Source organism: Bernardetia sp. MNP-M8 (genome assembly GCF_037126285.1).
In the GTDB taxonomy this organism is placed as follows: domain Bacteria; phylum Bacteroidota; class Bacteroidia; order Cytophagales; family Bernardetiaceae; genus Bernardetia.
The window spans coordinates 4607847-4632217 of the sequence record NZ_CP147012.1; the positions used below are offsets into that span (position 1 = coordinate 4607847).

General features: G+C 31.9%; 17 protein-coding genes and 1 pseudogene. 7 read left to right on the forward strand and 11 right to left on the reverse strand.

Annotation, left to right across the window (positions count from 1 at the left end):
• Positions 1 to 29: 29 nt before the first annotated feature.
• Complete coding sequence (gene lpxB, locus V9L04_RS18630; protein WP_338791433.1) at positions 30 to 1226, forward strand: lipid-A-disaccharide synthase; 1197 nt, start codon at positions 30 to 32, stop codon at positions 1224 to 1226.
• 93 nt (positions 1227 to 1319) lie between these two features.
• Here lpxB and V9L04_RS18635 read toward each other — a convergent pair whose 3' ends face one another.
• From V9L04_RS18635 to V9L04_RS18650, 4 genes are all read right to left on the reverse strand, one after another.
• Positions 1320 to 2033 (reverse strand): DUF4476 domain-containing protein, encoded by a 714-nt coding sequence (locus V9L04_RS18635; protein ID WP_338791434.1) that lies wholly within the window; start codon positions 2031 to 2033, stop codon positions 1320 to 1322.
• A gap of 252 nt (positions 2034 to 2285) precedes the next feature.
• A complete protein-coding gene (gene mnmG / locus V9L04_RS18640) occupies positions 2286 to 4187 on the reverse strand; it encodes a tRNA uridine-5-carboxymethylaminomethyl(34) synthesis enzyme MnmG (RefSeq protein ID WP_338791435.1) in 1902 nt (633 codons plus the stop codon).
• Between the two features lie 268 nt (positions 4188 to 4455).
• Positions 4456 to 5073: a hypothetical protein gene (locus tag V9L04_RS18645; protein WP_338791436.1), complete on the reverse strand. Its 618-nt coding sequence runs from the start codon at positions 5071 to 5073 to the stop codon at positions 4456 to 4458.
• A 655-nt stretch (positions 5074 to 5728) separates the two neighbouring features.
• On the reverse strand, positions 5729 to 6772 hold the full coding sequence (locus tag V9L04_RS18650; RefSeq protein WP_338790635.1) for an IS630 family transposase: 1044 nt from the start codon (positions 6770 to 6772) through the stop codon (positions 5729 to 5731).
• 794 nt (positions 6773 to 7566) lie between these two features.
• Here V9L04_RS18650 and V9L04_RS18655 point away from each other — a divergent pair.
• Positions 7567 to 10071: pseudogene (locus V9L04_RS18655) on the forward strand (COR domain-containing protein).
• Here the strand turns inward: V9L04_RS18655 and V9L04_RS18660 are convergent.
• From V9L04_RS18660 to V9L04_RS18675, 4 genes are all read right to left on the reverse strand, one after another.
• Positions 10068 to 11441 carry a hypothetical protein gene (locus V9L04_RS18660; RefSeq protein WP_338790948.1) on the reverse strand — a complete coding sequence of 458 codons (1374 nt, stop codon included), beginning with the start codon at positions 11439 to 11441 and terminating at the stop codon, positions 10068 to 10070. The pseudogene V9L04_RS18655 and the gene V9L04_RS18660 sit on opposite strands and share 4 nt — an antisense overlap.
• A 249-nt stretch (positions 11442 to 11690) precedes the next feature.
• Positions 11691 to 11876 carry a hypothetical protein gene (locus tag V9L04_RS18665; protein ID WP_338791437.1) on the reverse strand — a complete coding sequence of 62 codons (186 nt, stop codon included), beginning with the start codon at positions 11874 to 11876 and terminating at the stop codon, positions 11691 to 11693.
• A 239-nt stretch (positions 11877 to 12115) separates the two neighbouring features.
• Complete coding sequence (locus tag V9L04_RS18670) at positions 12116 to 14092, reverse strand: flotillin domain-containing protein (protein ID WP_338791438.1); 1977 nt, start codon at positions 14090 to 14092, stop codon at positions 12116 to 12118.
• A gap of 265 nt (positions 14093 to 14357) precedes the next feature.
• Positions 14358 to 15026, reverse strand: a complete 669-nt coding sequence (locus V9L04_RS18675; protein ID WP_338791439.1) for a hypothetical protein — start codon at positions 15024 to 15026, stop codon at positions 14358 to 14360.
• Between the two features lie 360 nt (positions 15027 to 15386).
• On the opposite strand from V9L04_RS18675, the gene V9L04_RS18680 reads away from it, so the two are divergent.
• Both V9L04_RS18680 and V9L04_RS18685 read left to right on the forward strand, forming a co-directional pair.
• Complete coding sequence (locus tag V9L04_RS18680) at positions 15387 to 16007, forward strand: hypothetical protein (RefSeq protein WP_338791440.1); 621 nt, start codon at positions 15387 to 15389, stop codon at positions 16005 to 16007.
• A gap of 95 nt (positions 16008 to 16102) precedes the next feature.
• Complete coding sequence (locus V9L04_RS18685; RefSeq protein WP_338791441.1) at positions 16103 to 16597, forward strand: DUF4385 domain-containing protein; 495 nt, start codon at positions 16103 to 16105, stop codon at positions 16595 to 16597.
• Here the strand turns inward: V9L04_RS18685 and V9L04_RS18690 are convergent.
• The gene (locus V9L04_RS18690; RefSeq protein ID WP_338791442.1) at positions 16585 to 17091 is read right to left on the reverse strand and encodes a hypothetical protein; all 507 of its coding nucleotides are present in this window, start codon (positions 17089 to 17091) and stop codon (positions 16585 to 16587) included. The two genes, V9L04_RS18685 and V9L04_RS18690, sit on opposite strands and share 13 nt — an antisense overlap.
• A gap of 126 nt (positions 17092 to 17217) precedes the next feature.
• Here V9L04_RS18690 and V9L04_RS18695 point away from each other — a divergent pair, with 126 nt between their 5' ends.
• The 3 genes from V9L04_RS18695 (at position 17218) to V9L04_RS18705 (ending at position 19498) form a co-directional block, all read left to right on the forward strand.
• A complete protein-coding gene (locus V9L04_RS18695) occupies positions 17218 to 17595 on the forward strand; it encodes a hypothetical protein (RefSeq protein ID WP_338791443.1) in 378 nt (125 codons plus the stop codon).
• Between the two features lie 112 nt (positions 17596 to 17707).
• Positions 17708 to 18997, forward strand: coding sequence for a dihydroorotase (locus tag V9L04_RS18700; protein WP_338791444.1), 1290 nt, complete (start codon positions 17708 to 17710; stop codon positions 18995 to 18997).
• A 63-nt stretch (positions 18998 to 19060) separates the two neighbouring features.
• The gene (locus V9L04_RS18705) at positions 19061 to 19498 is read left to right on the forward strand and encodes a nuclear transport factor 2 family protein (RefSeq protein ID WP_338791445.1); all 438 of its coding nucleotides are present in this window, start codon (positions 19061 to 19063) and stop codon (positions 19496 to 19498) included.
• 90 nt (positions 19499 to 19588) lie between these two features.
• Here the strand turns inward: V9L04_RS18705 and V9L04_RS18710 are convergent, their stop codons facing one another.
• A complete protein-coding gene (locus tag V9L04_RS18710) occupies positions 19589 to 20602 on the reverse strand; it encodes an aspartate-semialdehyde dehydrogenase (protein ID WP_338791446.1) in 1014 nt (337 codons plus the stop codon).
• Between the two features lie 424 nt (positions 20603 to 21026).
• Positions 21027 to 24311, reverse strand: coding sequence for a T9SS type A sorting domain-containing protein (locus V9L04_RS18715; protein WP_338791447.1), 3285 nt, complete (start codon positions 24309 to 24311; stop codon positions 21027 to 21029).
• Positions 24312 to 24371: the final 60 nt, after the last annotated feature.

The following is a 24371-nucleotide window of genomic DNA, read 5'->3' on the forward strand; positions in this document are numbered from 1 at the left end:
AATAAACAGAACAAGACACACAAAAATTAATGCGTTTCTACATCATTGCTGGCGAAAAGTCAGGCGATTTACATGCTTCTAATCTTGTAAATGCTTTAAAGAAAGAATATCCAACAGCTATTTTTAGAGGTTTTGGAGGCGATTTGATGGAAAATAATGGTGTAACTCTTGCCAAACATTACCGAGAAACAGCTTTTATGGGTTTCTTTGAAGTTGTTCAAAATTTGGGAACAATTCAAAAACTACTTTCATTCTGCAAAAAAGATATTTTAGAATTTAAGCCTGATGCAGTTATTTTTGTAGATTATCCAGGGTTTAATTTGCGAATTGCAAAGTATTTAAGAAATTATTATAACAAAAATTCAACTCTCAAAACTCCCAAATTATTTTATTACATTTCTCCGAAACTTTGGGCGTGGAATCAATCAAGAGCCAAGCAAATCAAAAGAAACATCGATTATATGTTTTCTATTTTGCCTTTCGAAATTGAGTTTTATAAGAAATTTAATTTTGATAGAATAACGTATGTTGGAAATCCTCTTTTTGATGCAATAGAAAATTATAAACCAAATGATAGTTTTTTATTAGAAAATAATTTGAAAGACAAAGTTAAAGCTATAGATGGCGAATTAAATAAAGAAAATTCTAATCAAAAAAATATTGCTTTTTTGGCAGGAAGTAGAAAGCAGGAAGTAAAGTCACTTTTGCCTGTCATGATAGAAGTTGTAAATAAATTTAAGCAAAAATCAGATGCTACGAATTATAAATTTATTTTGGCTGGTGTTTCTAGCTTAGATGAGAGCTTGTATGATGAGGCAAAAGCAAATGGAATTGATGTGATTTTTGAGCAAACTTATGATTTACTTTCTCACGCAGATGCTGCCATTGTTGCTTCTGGAACAGCGACTTTAGAAACAGCTCTTTTTGAAGTTCCTCAGGTGGTAATTTATAAAGTAAATGCAATTACCTATCAGATTGCAAAACTAGTAATTAAAGTAAAGTGGGTTTCGCTGGTCAATCTTATTGTAAATAAGGAAATTGTAAAAGAACTTTTACAACATGATGCAAATGTAGAAACTATTAGCCAAGAATTAGAATTACTTTTAGATAAAGAAGGTGATAGATATGATTTTATGAGAAAAGAATATATTGCGCTCAAAAATCAAATTCAGACGGAAGGAGTTTCTATCAGAACAGCTAAAAAAATAAAGGAGCTTTTGGGATAAGAATTATTTTATTTTAATGGTGTTCTTCTAACCAAAAATGAAAAAGCCTATCAGATTCTATAACTCTAATAGGCTTCTTTATTTTCAAATTAACTAATTATCCTCTATATATTCTAATAGTTCTTGTTTATCAAAATAGGAAAATTCCTCAGCTATTAGATAGTACCTTCTTTTATCATTTGGTAGTACATATTGATACATAATTTTTGTAAACTCTAATTTGTAACTACTAAAACTATACAGATTCATTAGTTCCTTAATTTGATTTATAGAAAAACAAGGGGGATATTTCTTCAAAATCTTTTTTATTTTGTCATTTTTCCGACTGTCGATAGATTCAGATTTCAACAATTCTTTTATTTCTTGAAATTCTTCTGTACTTACAAAATAAGAAGAATAGCTATTTGATGACTGGGAAGTAGAAGTAGTAGAATGATGAGATTCTTTACTTTTTACAAAATCATATAACAAAATAGCACTAGAAAAAGTATCGTAGATTTGATAAAAATTTTCTTTATCAATACTAGAATTATATGCGTTTTTTGCAACTAAAAGCCTCTCTAAATCTCCTGTAAATAACGAAATGATTAATTTGATTTGAGCTGTACTTAGGCAGTTCTCTTTACTTAATTTTAGTGCAGCCTCTAATTTAGATTTTTGAATACTTTGTCTTTCAATAAAATTCTTTTTACTCTGAAATAAATAATCAGACAATGCTTTTGTACAATTAGTGTTCTGAGCAAGAGAAAAATGACTAAATAACACAAGATATACAATAAAGGAAAAAGAAGTTAAATAAGTTTTCATAGATAGGATTTTTATAATAGTTTATGGATTAATAATGAATCCATAAGACAAAAACTAAACCTATTTATTGTTATCTCTACTTCCAACAATCCTATTAGTAAACACAAAAAAGCCTATCAGATTATAAAAATCTAATAGGCTTTTTCTATTTCAAACTATTGTCAGAGTTGTTTCGGATTACCAAAAAACTACTTACAAAGTTTTGAATTATCAATGCCGTTGTCGGTGTCCTCACCGACGACAAAAATACATTTATCTATTCAAGTAAACCATCAAAACAGAAATATCAGAAGGACTAATTCCACTAATTCGTGAGGCTTGTCCTAATGTGCGAGGCTGAATTTGAGTTAGTTTTTTACGTGCTTCCATAGAAAGCGAAGGCATAGAATGATAATCAAGACCATCAAATAAGTGTAAACCTTCCAAACGGTGCATTTTCTCAACTAGCTTTTGTTCTTTCTCAACATATTCAGAATATTTGATTTGAATTTCGGCTTGTTCCAAAATCTCTTCATTATTCCTATTGTTTGTACTACTTCCATTTTCTGAATCAGAAACAGAATATTTTTCTAAAAGATTAGCTATTTCGCTGTTCATTTTACCCAAATCTGAAAGCTGAACCTGTGGACGCTTCAAAACATCAATAGATTTTACTTTCTGCTTGAGTTCTGACGTTCCTAATGCTGCCAAAACAGGGTTTGCATCTTCTAACTCAAGACTTCTTTTAGACAAAACTTTAATTACTTCTTTTACTTCTTCTTCTTTTTGTTTCATTTTTTGAAGACGAGTTTCAGAAGCCAAACCTAAATCAAAACCTTTCTGCGTAAGACGAACATCAGCATTATCTTGACGAAGCAAAATACGATATTCGGCTCTTGAAGTAAACATTCTGTACGGCTCATCTGTGCCTTTATGAATCAAATCATCAATCAAAACACCAATATAGGCATCAGAACGAGAAAGCGTAAAGGCTTCTTTTTCATGTGCTTTTTGGTGGGCGTTTATTCCTGCCATAAGTCCTTGACAAGCAGCTTCTTCATAGCCAGTAGTTCCATTTATCTGACCTGCAAAATACAGGTTTTCAATGCGTTTTGTTTCTAATGTTTCCTTTAATTGTGTGGGTTGGAAAAAGTCATACTCAATCGCATATCCGGGACGGAACATTTTTGCTTTCTCAAAACCTACAATTTGATTCAATGCTTTTTGCTGAACTTCATACGGAAGCGAAGTCGAAAAACCATTTACATAGACTTCTACGGTGTCCCAACCTTCGGGTTCTACAAAAATTTGGTGTCTATCACGCTCCGAAAAACGAACAATTTTATCTTCAATAGAAGGACAATATCTTGGACCCAGTCCTTTTATACGTCCTGCAAACATAGGCGATTTCTCAAAACCAGTTTGCAAAATCTCATGAACTTTTGGATTTGTATAAGTGATATAACAACTTCTTTGATTTACTAAAGAGGTCGTTTCATCAGAATATGAAAATTTTGAAGGATTTTCATCTCCTTTTTGTTCTTCAATGGCTTCATAATTAATGGTTCTTCCATCTACTCGTGGTGGCGTTCCTGTTTTCATTCTGCCAGCCTCAAAACCTAATTCTACTAATTGTCCTGTAATTCCTGTGGCTGCTCGCTCGCCTGCACGTCCTCCTCCAAATTGTTTTTCGCCAATATGAATAAGTCCGTTTAGGAAAGTTCCGTTGGTGAGGATTACTGTTTTTCCTTCAAACTCAATTCCTAATTGCGTTCTGACTCCACACACACGTCCATCACGCACCACCAAACCTTCGACCATTTCTTGCCAAAGGTCAATATTTTTATTGTTTTCTAAAGCTGTTCGCCATTCTTCGGCAAAGCGCATTCTATCGCTCTGACAACGTGGACTCCACATTGCAGCACCTTTCGAACGGTTGAGCATTCGGAATTGTATCATTGTTTTGTCTGTAATAATTCCAGACATCCCACCTAACGCATCTATTTCTCTTACTATTTGTCCCTTTGCAACACCACCCATAGCAGGATTACAACTCATTTGAGCTATTGTGTGCATATTCATTGTTACCAACAAAACTTTTGAGCCTAATGTGGCTGCTGTGTGGGCTGCTTCACAACCTGCGTGTCCTGCGCCCACTATTATTACATCATACATAAACAGTTACCAGTTATCAGTGAACAGTTATCAGTTAATTTCTTAGTTTCTTCTGCGAAGAAATAGGATTTCTGTTTCTGTGTTTTTAAATTCTTTTTATTTTAGAATAATTCTACAAAATTACACTATTCTAGCGTTTTTTACTAATTTTTAGTTCCTTGATTTTTAGTGTTTTATGTTCAACCGTCGTTGAGGCGTTGCCGTCAAACGAGGTTTTAAACTGTTATAATCCTCAACGACGGCAACGCCTCGTTGACGGTTTCAAACATCAATCAAACTCAATTATCAAATCCTTTATTTTATCATAATCTTGTTGTTGGATATGAAATTTTTGAAGCTCATTTCTACCTCCAAACCATTCTAAAACATACTCTCTATCTAATTTTGTATTTTTTTCTGATAGATGACTGTGATAAGAAGAATGAGGATAATCTGTAAAGTCGTTTGTAAAACCGTGTTTTACTGGGTTTTTATGAATATAATCTATCAACGTAGTCAAGTAAGAATCAGAAGTTACTTTTTTGCGTTCGAAGGCTTCTTCAAAAAGTGAGCCTGTACGTTTATACTTCTTATTGATGGCATTAGCATACGTATTGAAAAAATGTCCCAACTGTCGGCTAGGATTCAGCGTAATATGCGTTCCTTTAGGCGAAGGTTTTTCTCTAAGTTGTGTACGCTGTTCTTCGGACTTGATACGTACCAAAAGATGAAAATGATTTCCTAATAAACAGTAAGCAAAAGTATCCATTACAGGAGAAACATATTTAGCGTATTTTTCTAAGAAGAAAGTATAATTCTGTTGTTCATAGAACAAATTACAACCATCAATACCACGATTGTAGATGTGGTATATTTCGCCAGACTCTAAAGGTATTTTGTATGCCATAACTTTAATCCTCATTGACGGCGAAGCATCAACAACAGTTTATAATGAATGATAAATTAGACTATCAAGATACAATAAAATCTAAAATAATCAACACAATACAATCGTAAAAACATAATTCAACACAACCGTCAAACGAGGCTTTGCCGTCGTTGAGGATTATAATTTAAAACCTCGTTTGACGGCGAAGCCTCAACGACGGTTTATAATGAATGATAAATTAGATTATCAAGATACAATAAAATCTAAAATACCCAAACCAACACAACCGTCGAACGAGGCGTTGCCGTCGTTGAGGATTATAACTTAAAACCTCATTTGACGGCGAAGCCTCAACGACGGTTGAATTAAAAAACACCAAAAACCATTTTGTTTTTATAAAAATAGTTGCGTTCTTATTAAGCTAATAAAAAATCTAAAAATACAGTTAATGGATAATAAAGAAGTAAATAAACCAGAACAGATTTTGTGGCTTGAGAAAGAACTTGGGTTAGAAATGTTTGAGGTAAAATCAAAGGAATTATTTTTTCATTCAGACTTACATCGTTATAATGTTTATCTAACAGACTCTAATAGAGAAATAATAGGTTTAAGAATAAGAGACTGTCATGTACGAGAAAACAGTTGTATTGCTAAATTAGACAAGTTGTTATACTCAATAGAAATTGGTTTTCGAAAATTGGACGTGAAAATTAGGTGCTAAAAGTGTTTCTAGCTCATCTTTATAATCAACGATATATTCAAAAAATGCAAGGACGTTAGTCCTAAATTTTTCAAATGTATTGTAGTATTCATAATCAATTATTTTCTTTCTCATCAACTTCCAAAGTCTTTCAATTAAGTTTAAATTAGGCGAGTAGGCAGGCAAGTAAATGAGTTCTATTTTAGAGCCATATACCCAGTCTTGCACCAAATAAGATTTGAAATAGGAGGCTTGGTCTAAGACCATATACACCTTGCTTTTATCTAAATAGGCTGCTTCTACTTTATCTAAAAATTCTCTTACACTCTCTGAATCAACTGTTTCTGATTCACTAATGAGTATATCGCTTGGATTTTGAATGTTTACTGTACCTGTCAAATTTATGCGCTTTCTACCACTACTACTTTTAATTTCTCTTTCCTCTCCTGTTGGAATCCAAGCATAATTACTTCGGGTATTCCATTGAGGATGAACAGCATCTGCGTAGAGTAGAACAGCATTTTCTGAATCTAAACGCTCTATCAAAGCCTCTATATCTTCTATAAAGTGAGTTTGAAGTTCTTTATCAGCTTTAGCAGGAACTGTTTTTGTCTTTTTATAAGAAAAACCTAGACGTTTCATCAAACTAGGAAGACTTTTAATAGCGTAATCAATACCTAAATTTTCTTTTATCCAATAAGCAATAGACTGGCAGTTTTTATGCAAGTGAGAACGAAGTTCTTTATCTAAAGCTGCCAAATCAAAACTATCCAACTTACCCCAAAAACCTAAATAATTAGAAGAAATAAAACCAGAAAGACCACAGGAATTATAACTTTTTACATAATTATAAAAACTACTTAAATCAACACCTAAAAGCTCTGACAACTCTTTTGCTGACTTACCTTGGTCAAGACCTAAAAGAACAGTACAACGAATATAGTCCTTCTTTCCTGAAGAACTTTTACGATAATCTTTTAAAATATCTCGTTCAGAAATACTAAGTTGAAAATTCATAAGCTAAAAATAATCAAAATTTAGATATTTTTGAAATCTAATTACGGATGAGTATATATCTAATAATTACGAAATTAGAAGGTGAAAATTTAAAATTTATAGATAGATTTTTACACTTAAAAATACTTAAAGTCAACTTTAGTCCAATAGCTGATTTTACTCCCATTAGTGAAATATATAGTTTAATAAGTCTAGAATTAGTAGAGAATAAAATTTCAGATATATGTTTTCTAGCAAAACTTAAGCAATTAACATATTTAGATGTTAGTCAAAACCAGATTACTAATATTGATCCTTTATCTAACCTATTATTACTTGAACAATTACATTTAGGTGAAAATAAAGTATCAAGTATTATAGGACTTAGCTCTCTGAAAAAATTAAAAAAATTGACTCTTCATGCTAATCCAATATCTAACATAGAAGGTTTAGCAGAGTTGCATTTATTAGAACATTTATCAATAGAAATATCATCGAAAGTAGATATGAAAGTTTTTGAGAGATTAATTAATATCAAGCAATTAGATATAGTTACAAATGTTGTACTTGTTATGAAACCGTTAGAAAATCTAAAATCTATATCTTGGTTATCTATCTATCCAGCAGAAAACACTGATTTATCGTTTATAAGTAGATTAAGAAGTTTGAAGAGAATAGATATGCAGATGGGATTGACGACAGAAATATCTTTCCTGAAAAATTTAGAAGAATTACAGAAGTTAGATTTACAAGGAAATGACATTGTTGATATATCAGTTATTAGTAATCTTAGAAATCTAAGAGAATTAAACGTAATGGAAAATAGAATTAATGAGATATATCCTATAGTTAACTTACCAAAAATTACTAGTATCAGCATATCGCACAACAAAATAGTAGATATAAAAGACTTTAAAAAATTAAATAATTTAGAATACTTATACCTTGCACATAATAGTATAAAGAGCAAAAGTCAAGTAAAGTCTTTAATCCTCTTAGATAAGCTACAGAATCTAACTTTATACGGAAATCCTATTGATTATCTACCAAAAGAACTTTTAGGAGATAGTTACGTATATAACTGCCTCCAAGACCTAAGAAATTACTACCAAAACCAAGATTTCGTACCCAACAAAGAAATAAAAGTAGTGCTATTAGGTAACGGAATGGTAGGAAAAAGTACGCTTTTGAATCGTTTTTTATCTCCTAATGGTAAGTGGGAAGATATACAAATAGACATTAGCGACCGTACAGAGGGAATTGTGATAAAAGAAAATACTCCTTTTGAATTAGAAGACGACAAAGAAGTAAAACTAAATATTTGGGATTTTGGAGGACAAGAAGTCTATCACGGAACGCATCGTCTTTTTCTGAATAAAGATGCTGTTTATATTATCGTTTGGGCATTGGAAACCGACGAACAAGAACACGAAATCCGTCAAGATTTGAATTATTGGTTAGATTATGCACAAGATTTGGCTATTGATAGTCCTGTGATTTTGGTGCATAGTCAGTGCGATAAAGAAAGTGAGAAAAATAGAAAGGAAATAAATAAGCAAATAGATATTAGCGAAGAACCAAAATATGCAAGAAATATCATAGAAAATGATTTATCGTTTTCTGCCAAAACAGGAAAAGGACTAGATAAGCTAAACGAAGCCATCAAAAAAGCTATCAAAGACACCAAATTTTCACTTTCAGGTAGAGTAAATACAAAAATTCCTGAAAAATGGTCGTTTTTGCGTGATGATTTGAGGAAATTAAGAGAAAATGAAAACGATAAGAAAAATGAAATTTCGTATCAAGAATACATAGACAGATGTAAAAAAAGAGAAATAGAACAATCAGAAGCTGAAACGGTACTTTTGTTTTTACATCGAACAGGCTTTTTGTATTACGACGAAAAATTATCAAAAAATATTATTCTCAATCAAACGTGAGCAATAGAAGCCATTTATGAAGCCTTAAAACCGAGTGGTTTGGTAAAAGATAAAAATGGAAAAATAAGTTCTGAAAGATTAATAAAACTTTGGCAAGAAAAGGGATATTCAGAAAATGAAGCAAAAACCTTTATTGATTTTATGGTAAGTTCTGAAATTTGTTTTTGTAAAGAACAGCAAAATTATAGAGAGTTAGAAAATCCTACTTTTATTGTTCCTCATTATTTGCCAAAGCCAGAAAATGTTCATATTAGATGGCGATATGAGGATAGTTTTTATATGATTTACAAACCTGCTTTTTTCCATAAAGGAATTGCAGAGCGTTTTTTAAGTCGTTTAGGACGTTTGAGTAATGAAACTGATTTATGGAGAGATGGAATACGTATTTTTAGTGAAACATTTAACGGTGATGCCTTAATTACTTTTGATAGAGAAAAGAAAGAAGTAAATATTTCTACTGAAAACTATGAGCTTTTGGAAGCGATACTAAAAGAACTCAATAAAATTTTAGATGAAGGTTCGCAAACTAAGCCTTCTGAAAAAGTTACGTTTTTTTATTCGTTTGATGGAAAGGAGTTTGTGGAAAAGAAAAAACTGATGACACAGATTGAAGATGATAATCAATTTGTAAGAACAGTAAACAACAAAAAAGTAGAAGTAAAAGACTTTGCAGAAAAATATAGATTAAAAGAAACTCAAAAAACTATTTCTGAAAAATCTCATTTTGAAGAGGAAGGAAAACAAGCTAAAAATCCACTTATTGAGGAAGCTAATAATAAGAAAAACCCTATTACTATGAAAGAAGACAAACCATTGAAAATTTTTATTTCGTATTGTAGTTATGACCGTAAACTACGTCAAATTATGGAAAATCGTTTGAAAGTTTATTTGCAAGGAGCAAAAAATAAATACGAAACTATTTGGTCTGATGTAGAATTAAAAGTAGGAGATGATTGGAATAAAGAAATTCAAGATGCATTGAATGAATCTACTGTTGGTATTTTACTAGTAAGTCCAGATTTTTTGGCTTCCGAATATTGTACAGGGGAAGAACTAACAATAATGTTAGACAAACAGAAGAATGAGAATTATTTGATTGTTCCTATTTTGTTGAGAGATTGTAGTTTTGGAAATAATGACACATTAAAGAAAATGCAACTTTTCAAGACGTACAAAAATGAATATGATGTTGAAGATTTGAATGAAATTAATGATTTAATGCCGTTTGAAGATTTAGCTGATATTCCAAAACCTCAAGCTAGATTATTGAATAAATATTTTAAAAAATTAGCAAAAGAGATTGATGATGCTGTGGATAACTTAGAGTTAGGCTGTTCAATCAAGGTCAAAAAGTTCCCTAATTTTTTGACCTTGATTTAAGCAACATTTTTCATTATTTTTTTCAACTTTAACTCTTTGCATTTTATGTTTTCTAACGCATTTTGAGTTTCTTCTATTGAAAAAGCTCTTCCAAAAGTAGCTATTGTAAAAATAAATTCAGTTAAACCACTTCTGCTGTTGGGATTTATTTTAGTTTTAAATTTTCCAAAATAACTCTCAATAATATCAGAACTACAAAGAATAAATTCCTCCTTCAAACTCTTACTTTTGTTTTCTAAATTATTCAAATATAATTTAGCGTTCTCCATAAAAACTTTTGCTTTTGGGTTTAATTTGTCTCCTGCTTGAGACTCAATAAGTAGCAATTTATTAAGAATATTTTTCTTTTGTAAAACTCCAAATCCTGTAGTTTTAAGCTCTTGACAAACCATTTTAAATACTTTTTCTACCTGTATTAGTCCTTTTATAAACTCCTCTTTTTCTTTCAAAAAAAGAACTTGTTCTTGAACACATGAGGGTAAATTGTCCCAATTTTGTACTATTTTTTTTGCCCAATTAACACAAGGAAAGATATTTGCAAAACGCATTTTTACCCTCATAGAAGGAGGCATATACTGACTATTATCTTTACTTAAATTCCATTTTTGTCGTAATTGACCGACAAGGTTACTAAATAATTTGAAATCAGCATCTTGATGATAAAGTCGCTTTAAATGATTAGCTAAAATATGAGTACAATCCTCTATATGGGTATAATTCAATGATTTATAAGCCTTTTTTAAGTTAGTACCTTCATCACTAACAATATATTTTATTTTTGTTTCAGAGGCTATTTTACTTAATTCTTTCGCTATTTGTTCGCCTCTCCATTCGTTACCAATTTCTACTGCCAAAACTTCCATATCACTATGAGATAAACTTCGGTTTTTAGGAATAGCATCTACTGAAACACCTAGTAGCAAAAGTATTTTTTCACTACCAAAACTAATACTTTCATCCACATAGACCACATACTCGCTACTTTGGTTTTCTGTGTGTTCAAGACGATAAGCTCCACATTTGCATAACCAATTACGGATACTGCTATGACTTGGTAATTTGCCTTGTAAACCAAAACAAAGATGTAAGCAAACTAACGTATGACGACAACTGCGTAAACTCATACCACCATATTTATATAGTTCTAGTACAAAATTGACTACCTGTAAGCTATACTGGTGTCTTTTTGCTTTTTTAGTAGACAAGTTTAATTTGCCTTGTAATTTTTCTGCTTGATATTTTTTTTTCCAAGAATCTCGGCTATCTAAGAGTTCTTTAATACGACTTTTTAAATAGTCGTTTTCTTTTCTGCGTGCCATAGCTTTGGATTTCCAGTTTTTTATCCTATATTCATACTGTCGTTTAGACATATTCCTCGGTATTTTTTGTTGTGTAGTAACTCAAAAATACGAGGAATTTTTTTTATAGTTTGTACAGCCTAACTTAGAGTAAATCCTCGTTGACGGCAACGCCTCAACGACGGTTAGAATTTAAACAAAAAAACTCCCAAAACTACAAAAGTAGTTCTAAGAGTAGAAAAATGAGGGTTAATGAATTGTAGTTAAATTTTTGGATTATAAATAATTTAAAAGAAGCTGTTTATAAATTCCGAGTTCATGTTATTTTTCATTTGCATTTTTTTGCATATAAATTTTATATTCTTTTTCTGCTAACTCAATCATTGTATCAAATAAAATAGCTTTTTCATCTAAGGTAGATAATTTTTCTTTTAAAGTTGTGTTTTGTTCTCTAAGGTTACGAATTTCTTGTTCTTGCTCTAGTAAGCGTTGTTCTGCCGTTTTCATGGAATGGTTTATTTTGTAATGAAAATTTTAACTTATTTGGAATAGATAATTTGAAAATTATTTTGTAATACCTAACTATTAACGTGAACTTGTAATTATATTTTAAATTATAATTATTTTTTTTGTCTCAGTATTTACTTGTCAGTCTAACTGAAAAGTTTATCTAATCTGTTAAGTAACTGTAAATACTGTTTTATAATTCCGAGTTCACGTTAATTAGTTTAAATAAAAACTAAAGGTTATAGGTATTCAACATCAGCAGCCGAATCATCTTCTTTTTTGGCTTCTTCTTTCGCTTTTTCAGCTTCATTGAAGTTTTCAATGAAATTAAGCAATTTCTCGCCTCCTGGAATGCTACTTACCATTTCCAAAACATCACCATATTCATTATCTGATTTTATGGTCTTGACAACTTCTTTGAGCATCGGAACTGCCATTCCAACTCCCATAACTGTTCCCATAATGCTTTGCATTGGCGAAGAACCATTTCCTCCAAAACCTCCTACACCAGAGCCACTTGTAGTTCCATTTTGTCCTGTTCCCATTCCATTGATATTCAAGAACTTGATGCTATCAATTTTCTCAGCAGGTGCCATAAGTTTCTCCATAATTGTAGGCAATAAAGGAATAAGTTCTTTGATTGCATCTGCAAGAATAAGATTTTTACCCACTTTATTTTGAGCCTCAATTTTGAGCATAAGTGCATGTGCTTCTGCTTCTCCAATTTGTTTGATGGTTTGCGATTGCAACTCAGCAGCTTTGCTTTCCAACTCAGCAGCCTCTAATTTTGCTTGTGCAACTGTTCTCAAACGATATGCCTCTGCATCTACATCTACATTGAAAGCAATCAATTCTTTCTTGGCTTCTTTGTCTGCTTCAATGACTTCAATTTGAGCTTGTTTATCAGCCGTTTTTAAGTCTAATTCAGCAGCTTCTTGCTTTGATTGTGCATTCTTAATCAAGTTATAGGCTTTAATATCAGCTTCTACACGTTGGTTTGTCAGCTGTGTTTCTGCTTCTCTTTTTGCCTTAATTACTTCGATTTCCTTATCACGATTTGCTACCTCAACAGCTTGAACTGTACGTGCTTGCTCTTCTGCTCTGATTTTTTCAGCTTCTTGTTTTGCTGTTTCTTCTAGCATTTTGAGTTTTTCACGAAGCTGCTCAGCTACTTCACTTTCTCTACGAATACGAGCCAGTTCAATCTCTTTTTCTTTATTTTCATCAGCTACGCTAACAGCTTGTTCTCTTAGTTTTGTAGCTACAATAGATTGCTCTTCTTTTTTCTGACTTGCCAAACTAATTGCTAATTCTCTAGCAATAACAGCTTGTTGCTCAATAGACTCTTGTTCTTGCTTTGTTTTTTCAGCTAAAGCATTTTCTTTTGATACAGTTTCTGCAATTTCACGTTTTTGCTTTTCAGATTTAAACTCTAAATCTTGCGTAATCTCTAACTGACGAGTTTGAGCAGCTTGATTTTGCTCTGCGATACGAACTTCTTTTTCACGTAAACGAAGGTTGGCTGCCTCTGCTTGTGATGCCGTTCTTTGTGCAATTTCCTTAATACCTTGTGAATCCAAAACATTTTGGTCATCGTGTTGAGAAAGAGGAAGCTGCTCCAAATACTGGATAGCTACATCGTCTAGCTTATACCCATTCAAAATTACATCAGAATCTTCATCTTCTCCTAGAGCTTTCATGATTTCCTTTTTGAACTCTGTACGGTTTTGATACAACGAGTCAAAAGTCAGTTTCGAACCTGCCGTTTTCAAAGCATCTGAAAATTTCGCTTCAAAAAGTTCTCTAAGAATACTAATATCAGAAGCTCTCCCACACCCTACAGCACTTGCCACACGACGAATATCTTCGTCCATTGCATTGATTTTGATATAAAAATCAACTTCAACTTCTGCACGGATACCATCTTTACAAGAAAGACTTTCATGTTCACGTCTTCTTATTCTGACCGTTTTGACAGTCAAATCAATCGTTTCTATTTTGTGAAGAAGTGGAATAACAATTGCCGAACTGGTAGAAATAGATGCTTTTTGAAGTCCAAAACCTGTTTTTACAAGTGCAGTACCAGGGCTTGCTTTTTTCAAAAATGCTCTGAGTAAGGCTACTAGAAAAACTATAAATAGAATAACACCAGCAGCAACAAAGACAAAAGTAGGCATACCATTTATGCCATTTGATTGCAAAATAATTGCGTTCATATTTTTTAAAATTAAAAGTAGATAAATAAGTTTGATTGCTTTTCATTGAATAGATTCCTTTACAAGAAAAGAATTTTTATTAATTTTTGCTAAATTTCATGTAGTATTGGCAAAAGAAAAGCAGTACGAAAACAAGTTTCGCAAAAACGAAGGCATATAAAGTTCACATGGGAGTAAAATGTATAACAGACATCCTTGTCCGTTGAAGGTTTGAAATAACAACTGAAATATTATCATTTACACAGACTAGAAGTCTGTGATACATTTAGTTTAGCATCACGAAGTATAAATTTTTTTCTTGATCAAAATCTACAATGACTACTTCTTGCTTCTTTACGAATACAGAGCCTTTTTCAGCTACACGGATAGAAATATCGACAATATCTCCTCCATCTAATTTAAAGATAGCAGTTCCAAACTTGTCTGTAACTTCTGAAGAAGAAACAATGGCTACTTTTCCTACTAAGCTATTTGCAGTTCTGACAATTCCGTAATCTCTAAAGAAAGGTTTTATGGGTTTTAATAAAAAACCTGCAATAAAAACAGCTACAAAAAAAGAGATTCCAAAATTGACAAAAAACATTGTCCAAAGCTGCCAAGATATAGATAATTCTAACTGATTGATAGCAAACTGATTGAGCCAAACTCCAATAATTGCTTGTATAAAAAACAAGATGGTAAGTATTATTGAAATGGGAACTTGTCCGACGCTCAAAAAAGTAAGGAATCCATCACCTAAAGAAAATCCGTCTGCATCTACATCCATGTCTATATCTACATCAATATCAACATGAGGATGAGGAAAAAATCCTTCTATTGCACTATGACTAAACAATCCAATTGCTGACATAAGCCAAATTCCGATAGAAATTGCACCCAATACTCCATAAACTAAATTATAGGGAGCTTCTAAAAGTGTGATTAATTCGTTCATGGCTTTGTTATTTTATTATTGTAGTAAGTCGTAAATAGATGCAAATAAGCAAAACTTATTTTAAAGTAGGTTTAATCTTTAAGTAAAGTAGTTTTAGTTTTTAAAATTTATGACTTAAAGTGTTTGTGGTTATATTTACGTAAAGTATCAAAAGAAGGTTTTGTTTTGCAATAACTATTCCAATTATAATTTTGCTAATACGCTCATTTAGAGCAGATTATTTTGTTAAAATATTTTTAACAATTTGATTTAATATTGATTTTTGATGATGCTTTTTATGCAAAAAACTAAATTTGACTTGCCAATTGTATTAAGAAACTCTTAGCTTTGTAGAGCAAAATATTTAATATAACAATAATCATGTTACAAATCGCAGACTTTGTTTTTGAAAATATTCTTTATTTTTTTATACCATCTACTTTATTAGGAATAGTTGGGTTTTTATTACTATCCTTTTCTAGTGGTGCAGGGTTTTCACTCAAAATGACCATTCACCATTTAAGTCAATTAGATTTAAAAAATGAACTTACCATAATAGGAATTATTCTTTCTGTACTATGTTTTTTAATGGGAGGTAGTTTAGCTTCACTACATTTTTATTCTTATCAGAAAGCAGGAACAGAAGTAAAATCATTTATAGAAAATAATGAAATACTTTTACAAGTAGAAAATACTGAACTAGCATTAGATTTGGTAGATACACTCTCTTTGTATTTGCAAAAATTAAAACTAGATGATGGACGTAAGTACCTTTCTAGAGAAGAAATCCATCTTACAGTTTTCTCAAAGGATAAACAAAATAGTATTTATTTGATACTACAACAAGATAGGAAGAAAGACAATCAATTATGGGTTTCTTACAAATTATCTGAAAATAGCTTTCAAGAATGGGAAATAGGAAAAATACCTATTTATAATCCACTATTACTAAATATATTTGATGAGAAAACAATAAGAATCGCTAATCGCCACAAAGAATGATAAATTAGCTTAAAGAATATGTAACCTATTAAAAAAGGAGAATCTTAACAATTTAACTTTATCAGTAGTTTAACTATCTAAAAAAGCAATCTATTATGAAGAAATTTGATTATTCACGCAATTATAAAGAGCTTGATTTACGTAAAAATCCAGAGTTATATGCTGTTGGAAAAGGAGAGCAAGGTGTTTTGTTGGTAGAGCCTTATAAATCTGAAATATTACCTTATTGGAGATTCAAGACTCCCGAAATAGCAAAAGAATCTTCTGAAAAGATTTATCAATTATTTCTATCATATTTGAATGAAGAAGATTTTGTAGGCGCAGATATGGCTCGTAAATTTTTACAGATGGGCTATACTCGTTCACGAAGATATGCCAATTATAAAGGAGGAAGAAAATACAAAGGAGAAGTTCCTAAAGATAAAAAAGGACAAAGTGGTTCGCATGGAAGACCTCAATTAGAACGTCAAGAAGAAGACCCTGTAAAAGCCGAATCTGCTAGAATTTTTAAAGAAAAATGGTTTTTAGCAAAAGACAATGAAGAGTATTTAAAACAAAAGAAAATATTTCAAGAAAATTATTCAATGTAATTCAAGTTGTTGGTAGCTTCTAAGGTCAGGTATATCAATAAAATAAGTCGCAGAGACCAAAAAAAAGTACGAAACCAGTTTCTAAAAACAAGTTTTTCGATAGTTTTTATATCGTAGCCTTTGCTTAGTTTTCCATGTAGAGGAACAAAAATCCAAGCTGTCAGAATCCAAAGTAGAAGAGTAAAGACTAAAGCAATACTAGAAAAAGAATAAAAATTACTCATTCTGTTTCTTATACTTTCGCCTACATAATTGTTTTGAAGAGTATAATCTACTTCATATCCTTCCCAAACGAGCCAAAAGGATAATCCAAGTTCTATGAGCATAGGTAAAATTACTATTTTTCCTGTCAGTGTAGTATGTGCAGAATGGAAGTTATGAAAATTTTGTTTGCCTACTTCTTTAAAAATAGGATAATGAACTATCTGCACAAACCAAATAAGTCCAACTAAAAAGCTGGTAATCAGTAGGTTTGAAAGTAAAATAGGAGACATAATTGAGGATTGAAAATTAAGTAATTTTTTTAAACTAGGATTAATTTATGATTTTGTGCAACCAAATTTAGGAATTAGCATCTCAAATATAAATTTATCTCAAATTAATTACTAAATCTATCGTTTATGAACTTTGTTAAAGTATCTGCTTCTTTTTTTATTTTTATTTCCATTTATTTTTTTTCTTCCATTTCTACATTTGCTCAATTAGATAAAAATTCGTGTCAAGAAATTTTAGGTGGTTTAAAAACAAAAGACTTTGAGGGATTATCGCTCATTACACACATACTAACAACAGATTCTCTTGTACAAAAGCCTTCTATTTATGTTTCTGCTCCTTTATTACTTGTTTTTAAGGAAAACTATCTCATAATAGAAGGTAATAGTGAAAAAAATCAAAGAAGTGTATATTTGCCTTACAACAGAATTAAATTTATTACAACTTACAACTGGAAACGTATCTTTTCTAGTGGCAAAACAATAGAGATTCATTTAATGGATTGATGAGAAACAAATAAATATTTGCTTTTATCTTAGCCAATTTGTGACAAAACTTTCAAACAAAGTTTTTACCTTTGCATCAAATACCAAAAATCACAGTTATTAATTTATAAAAATGCAATCGGAACAAACAACTGCACATTGGCTTCCAAAAGTAAGAATCATTAACTCAGAATATGATTCGAAAAAAGAATTTTGTATTGGAATAGCAGATGGAAAAATTACCCATCTAGTAGAATACAATCCCTCTATAACAATTCCTATAAATTATAAAAAAATAGATTGTGAAGGTGCTTTTGTTTCAGTGGGTTGGTGCGATATGCGTGCTTTAGTAACTGAACCAGGAATGGAGCATAGAGAAACGCTAAATACAGCAAGTAAAGCTGCAAGTTTGGGAGGTTTTACACAAGTTGCCATTTTACCAAATACGAAACCAACTTTAGAAAATAAAGAAAATGTTTATTTTTTAGAACAAGAAAATAAAAAATCTAATTCAAGAGTAGAATTTTTAGCAATTGCAGCCCTTACACACAAAGCAGAGGGACAAGAAATGACGCAAATGTATGACCTTCATAAAGCTGGTGCAGTTGCTTTTTCCGATGGCTTGAAAAATGTGTCTCATACAGGCGTTTTGATGCGAGCTTTACAGTATGCACAGGCTTTTGATGGACTTGTTATGCAACTTCCTTCTGATAAAAATCTTGCTAATGGACACATGCATGAAGGAATTACATCGACAAAATTAGGTTTGAAAGGTTTGCCATCTATTGCTGAGGAAATGATGATTCAAAGAGATTTGGAAATTTTGCGTTATACAGGTGGAAAAATTCATTTTTCTACTATTTCGACGGCTCGTAGTGTAGAACTTATCCGAAAAGCAAAACAAGAAGGATTAAACGTAACATGTGATATAGCAGCCTATCAACTCTCTTTTTTAGATGAAGATTTGGCTAAAAATTCATTTATTTTTGATACATTTTTGAAAACTTTTCCCCCTTTCCGTACTCAAAATGATGCGACGGCAATTTTGGAAGGCTTGAAAGATAATACAATTGATGTTATTGTTTCGAATCATAATCCACACGATGAAGAAACTAAAAAACTAGAATTTGATTTGGCAGAATTTGGAATAATTAGTTTTCAAACAGCTTTTGCAGCTATCAGAAAGCAAACTGAACATATTTTGAGTATAGAAGAATTAATAGAAAAATTTACTACCAATCCAAGAAAATTACTAAAACTAGAGCAACCTCAAATCAAAGAAGGACAAAAGGCTAATTTGACAGTCTTTTATCCTGACCAAGAATGGGAATTTAGAAAAGAAACAAATGTATCAAAGTCTAAAAATTCTCCGTTTTTTGAATTAAAAAATAATTTGAAAGGCAAAGTTATAATAACATTTTGAAAATTAAACTTATCAGTACATCTCAAAGATGTCTGACAGTTAAAACACAAACTTCTAAATTACATGAAAAACATTCTTATTTTATTTTTGCTTTTTTCTCTTTGTCTAACCTCTTTTGCTCAAACTGTGAAATCAAAAGATGTAGCTCAGATTATGCAAACTTTTCAGAATCAACAAAAGGCGTGGAATAATGGCGACTTAGAAGGATTTATGAATGGATATTGGCAATCTGACTCTTTAAAATTTATTGGAAAGAATGGAATTACATATGGATATGAAGCTACTCTGAACCGTTATAAAAAATCATATCCTGATACAGCAACAATGGGCAAACTTCAATTTGATATTTTATCCTTTAAAAAATTAGATAAAAAACATGTTTTTGTAATTGGAAAATGGCATCTTAAAAGAGATGAGAAAGAAGATTTAGAAGGTCATTTTACGTTGATTTGGGAGAAAATCAATAAAAAATGGGTGATTATTGCAGATCATTCTAGCTAGAAATAAATTAAAAATTTAGATTTTAGAAGTAAGAAGTAAAAGCCAATAAAAAAGAGTTCAAAAATTAATATTTGAACTCTTTTTTGATTTTTATACCGTTTCTGTTTTTAATAAATTTTCTTTTACCAAATATTCAGCAATCTGAATAGCATTTGTGGCAGCTCCTTTACGAAGATTATCAGCCACAACCCACATATTGAGCGTGTTTTTCTGACTTTCATCTCTTCTGAGTCTTCCTACAAAAACCTCATCTTTTCCTTCTGAATTAATTGGCATTGGATATTCAAATTTGCTTACATCGTCCTGTAAAATAATTCCTTCTGAATTTTTCAAGATTTCTCGTACTTCATTCAAATCAAAATCATTCTCAAACTCTACATTGATTGCTTCTGAATGTCCTCCCATAGTTGGAATACGAACAGCAGTAGCTGTCACCTGAATAGAGTCATCACTCATAATTTTTTTGGTTTCCAAAACCATTTTCATTTCCTCTTTTGTATAGCCATTTTCTAAGAAAACATCAATATGAGGAAGTACATTTAAATCAATAGGATGTGGATATACTTTTGTTGCTGTTTCGCCTTTTCGCTCACTCATAAGCTGATCAACAGCAGCTTTTCCAGTTCCAGTTACAGACTGATAGGTAGAAACAACTACACGTTTGATTTTATATTTTTTATGTAATGGATTGAGAGCCACTACCATCTGAATTGTTGAACAGTTTGGATTGGCAATTATTTTATCATTTTCATTTAGGTCGTGAAGCTCATGAGAGTTTACTTCTGGTACAACTAATTTGTAGTTTGGATTCATTCTCCAAGCCGAAGAATTATCGATTACAATTGTTCCTTTTTCTGCAAACTTTGGAGCAAACTCTAAAGAAACAGAACCTCCAGCTGAAAAAATAGCAATATCTGGAACAGCATCGATAGCTTCTTGCATGCTATGTACACGATATGATTTTCCATCAAATTCAATTTTATTTCCTACTGAACGCTCCGAAGCAACAGCAATAAGCTCAGAAACAGGAAATTTACGATTTTTCAAAACTTGTAACATTTGAGTTCCTACAAGTCCAGTAGCTCCTACAACAGCAATTTTCATTTTTTATGGTAGTTTAGATATATTTTCAATACTGATAAAATAAATTATACTCAAACTCATTAAGATTTAGAAAATTGAGCTACTTATCAGTACACCTCAAAGGTGTCAGACACTTTTTAACTGTACTGACACCTTTGAGGTGTCTGACAGTTCAAGCATATACTTCTAAAACTGATTTTGATTGAGTATAGAACAAAAGTAAGACTTTATGAATTAATTTGTTTCAAAATCTGAATTATGAGATTCAATTTTTGATAATTTAGTAAAATAGATAAAAAAACGCTTCTCTATTACTAGAAAAGCGTTTTTTGTATTTTTATTAAAAATACCATCAAAAACAGTATTTTATCAAATTCAACAGTCTTGAAGGCTGTTATACAAAAATAACCATGATAACCTTTAATTTATTATCAAGCAAAATAATCTATTTTTGTAATACTACTTTTTGTACATATAATTTGTTGTTATGTATAGCTTTCAAAATATAGGTACCACCTACAAATTTTTGAATATTCAGTTCTACATTTCCACCACCTTTACTAGAAGTACGTACTACTTCTTGTCCTGTGATTGTATAAACACGAATATCATAATTACCTGTTATTTTAGGTAATTCAAAACGTACTTTGTCTTGTGTAGGATTTGGATACACTTTTAGACTAATTGCATCAGTAGGATTTAAAATGCCTGTAATTCTATCATATTTGATTCCTATGTCAGAAGACCAAATACCACGTCCGTGCGTACCAATTACAAGTTGCCCATCATTTTCTTTTACCACAAGGCTAAAGACAGCTACTGCTGGGAAGTTAGGAACAAGTGACCAAGAGGCTGCATCATCATAAGAAGCCATAATACCAATTTCTGTTCCGACTAAAAGAGTATCTCCTTTTACAACCATTGAAAAAGGTACTACATCAGGAAATCCTTTACTACTTGTTGTATTTTGACCAAATCCAGAAATATCTTCCCAAGATTGCCCTAAATTTTTTGTACGCCATATTTTTCCTACACCTGCCTGTCCAAATAACATATAGGCTTCATTTCTATTTTCAGGATTAGTTGCAAAGCCAGAAGATACACCAATATTTATTGAATTTGGTAATGGAGAAAATGTTTCTCCTCCATCTTTTGAAAGGAACATAGTACGGTCTTCTGACATTCCACTACCTGCCCAAACGATATTTTGGTCACATAATGAAGGAAATATATTTGTAGTAGAGCCATTGTAATTCCAAAGTTCATCAGTGATAGGTTTTGCTTTCCAGTCTTGTCCAAAATTAGTAGATTTGAATACACCACTAGAACCTACTGCAAATACTACATCAGGAGCTACAGGAGAATATCCCAAGCGAGTAACAAAAGGAGCTGTATCATCTTCTTTATCGCTAATTCCTGTTGATGAAAATGAGACACTATTTCCTCCATCAGTAGAACGAACAATATCATTGTTTGTATAAGAAACGAGCATGAAGTCTGGTTTGGTTGCATGCCAAACACATTCCATTCCATCTCCACCATATACCTCTTTATAATCTGTTGAAGCATCTCCATCTTGACTAATTGAGAGTAAAGAGCCATTGTCTTGTGTTCCTCCTAAGTATTTGTCTTGTGTAGGATGTCTGTCTGCTCTATAAAACTGTGCAGTAGTTACATTATTAGTACCCTTATTGTCAATTTCTTTCCAAGAATTTCCGAAATTATCAGAGTGCCCCAATCCACCATCATTAACAGAAATCAAGCGAGAACCTGCAAAAGTTAACATATGATGATCTACATGAAGCTGATCACCACTAACAGGACCAGGGGTTTCTCCTTGTGATACACGCCCATGTGTCATACGTGTAATTTGGCTATCTTGATAAGTAACATCTCCATAGTTAAGACGCAAAACAGATGAGGCAGTAGGAGAAAATGAAGAGTTTGGAGTCAAGAAAGGCCATAAGAAATAAATTTGATCTACTTCATGTCCTGCATTTACTGTAATTCTATCACTAGGAGTTGTTTCATAAGGAATAGCATGCACAAACATATATTCACGAGTATTTACATAAGTTGGATCATTTGCTTCATCTCTTTCTGTAAAACTAAATTCTCCATCTCCTACATTATCACGAAAAGAAAACATAAGTTGCCTATTGTTTTCTATATCCCAAACTTCAAAAGGCACATCTACATAATCTTGATATACATATTCAGAAGCTGCAACACCTGAAGTAGCTCCTCCTCCTGCAGCTAAAAAACGGTGTGCTTTCTGTGACTTTCCAGGTCCAAAACGAAACTCTACAGTTACAGACTTACTAGGATTTTTTATTTCTACTCTGCCACCCCACTCAACAAAACCAGTAACACTTGTAAAACTAAGAAAATCTAAGTTTTCTTTCTCTCCACCCAAGAATTTACGAACTTTTCGGGTAGTTGCTGTATTTATTGTAGCTTTCCACAAATCTACGCCACCCCAATATACTGTGTTCTCATCTGTTGGATTTACGACAATAGCATTATCATAGAAGCCTTGTTGTAAATAATCTTCTCTTTTCTGAGTACGATTTTCTTCAACTATTTTCCAAGAAATACCTCTATCAGATGAAACTAAAAGACGAGATACAGCACCTGCAATATCTACAGAAGCATATATAATAGCTGGGTTTGTAGGAGAAATAGCTAGTTCAGAACGTCCTACACCACCACTTGCTGTTGCTTGAGTTTCTGCTACAGAAGTCATTGGAGTATCTTGCCAAGTAAGTCCTGCATCAGTAGAACGAATTAATTGACCTCCTTCACCTCCAGTACCGACAGCATACATGTTATTGAAGTTACCTGGTTCTGCAATTATTTGTTGTAATCTTTGAGTGTTATTATAGACACTTGTCCAAGATGTTCCTCCATTTGTAGAACGGAATATATTAGATGTAAAGCTATCCTCAGGATCAGTTCCTTTACTTTCAAAAGGGTTGTAAGAAGAGGTTACCAAAACTAAATTTGGATCAGTAGGAGAAACAATAACACGAGTTCCATGTAAAAAATCTGTTATACGAGGCACTGTAGCAGTTATACGATTCCAAGTATCTCCTCCATCAGTAGATTTAAAAACACCTCCACCATTAATACCAGCATTACCAAAAGGTGTTTCTCCTGTGGTTGCATACATAATATTTGGACTAGATTGTGCTTGTGCAATGGAAGTGATACCTAAGTGAGACATATTTCCTGATTTGTCTGTCCAAGTGTTTCCTCCGTCGGTAGTTTTCCAAATACCACCACCAGCAGTACCTATAAACCAAGTATTTTTAGAAGTATCTCGTACGTCCACAACAATACAACGAGTACGTCCAGCTACGTTACCAGGACCTCGCTCATCAAATACAAACTCTTCTTCAGTACGAGCATTACGAGTAGCTTCTAGGCTACTTTCTAAAGCTAATTGACGATACCCTATTTTATAGTTAGGATGTTTTTCTCCTTCCTTGGTACGAATATCATTCATATATTTTAAGTAACCCGAGATTTCCATTGTCTTTACATATCCCTCTCTGTTACGTATAGCAGCTTTTTTTGCAGCTTGCTTTTCTTTCCAGTCTTCTATATTTATACTTGATTCTTGTTTTTGTGATAAATCAACAGAAGTAGTATTTAGTTGAAAGTATCCAAAAATACCTGTACTAATTCCTAGGACTGTTACTCCAGTTAATAGGTATTTTTTATTCATTTTTTTTAAATTTTAAAAGTAAATCAGTTTATTATTTTGTTTTCAAATAAATTATTAGCA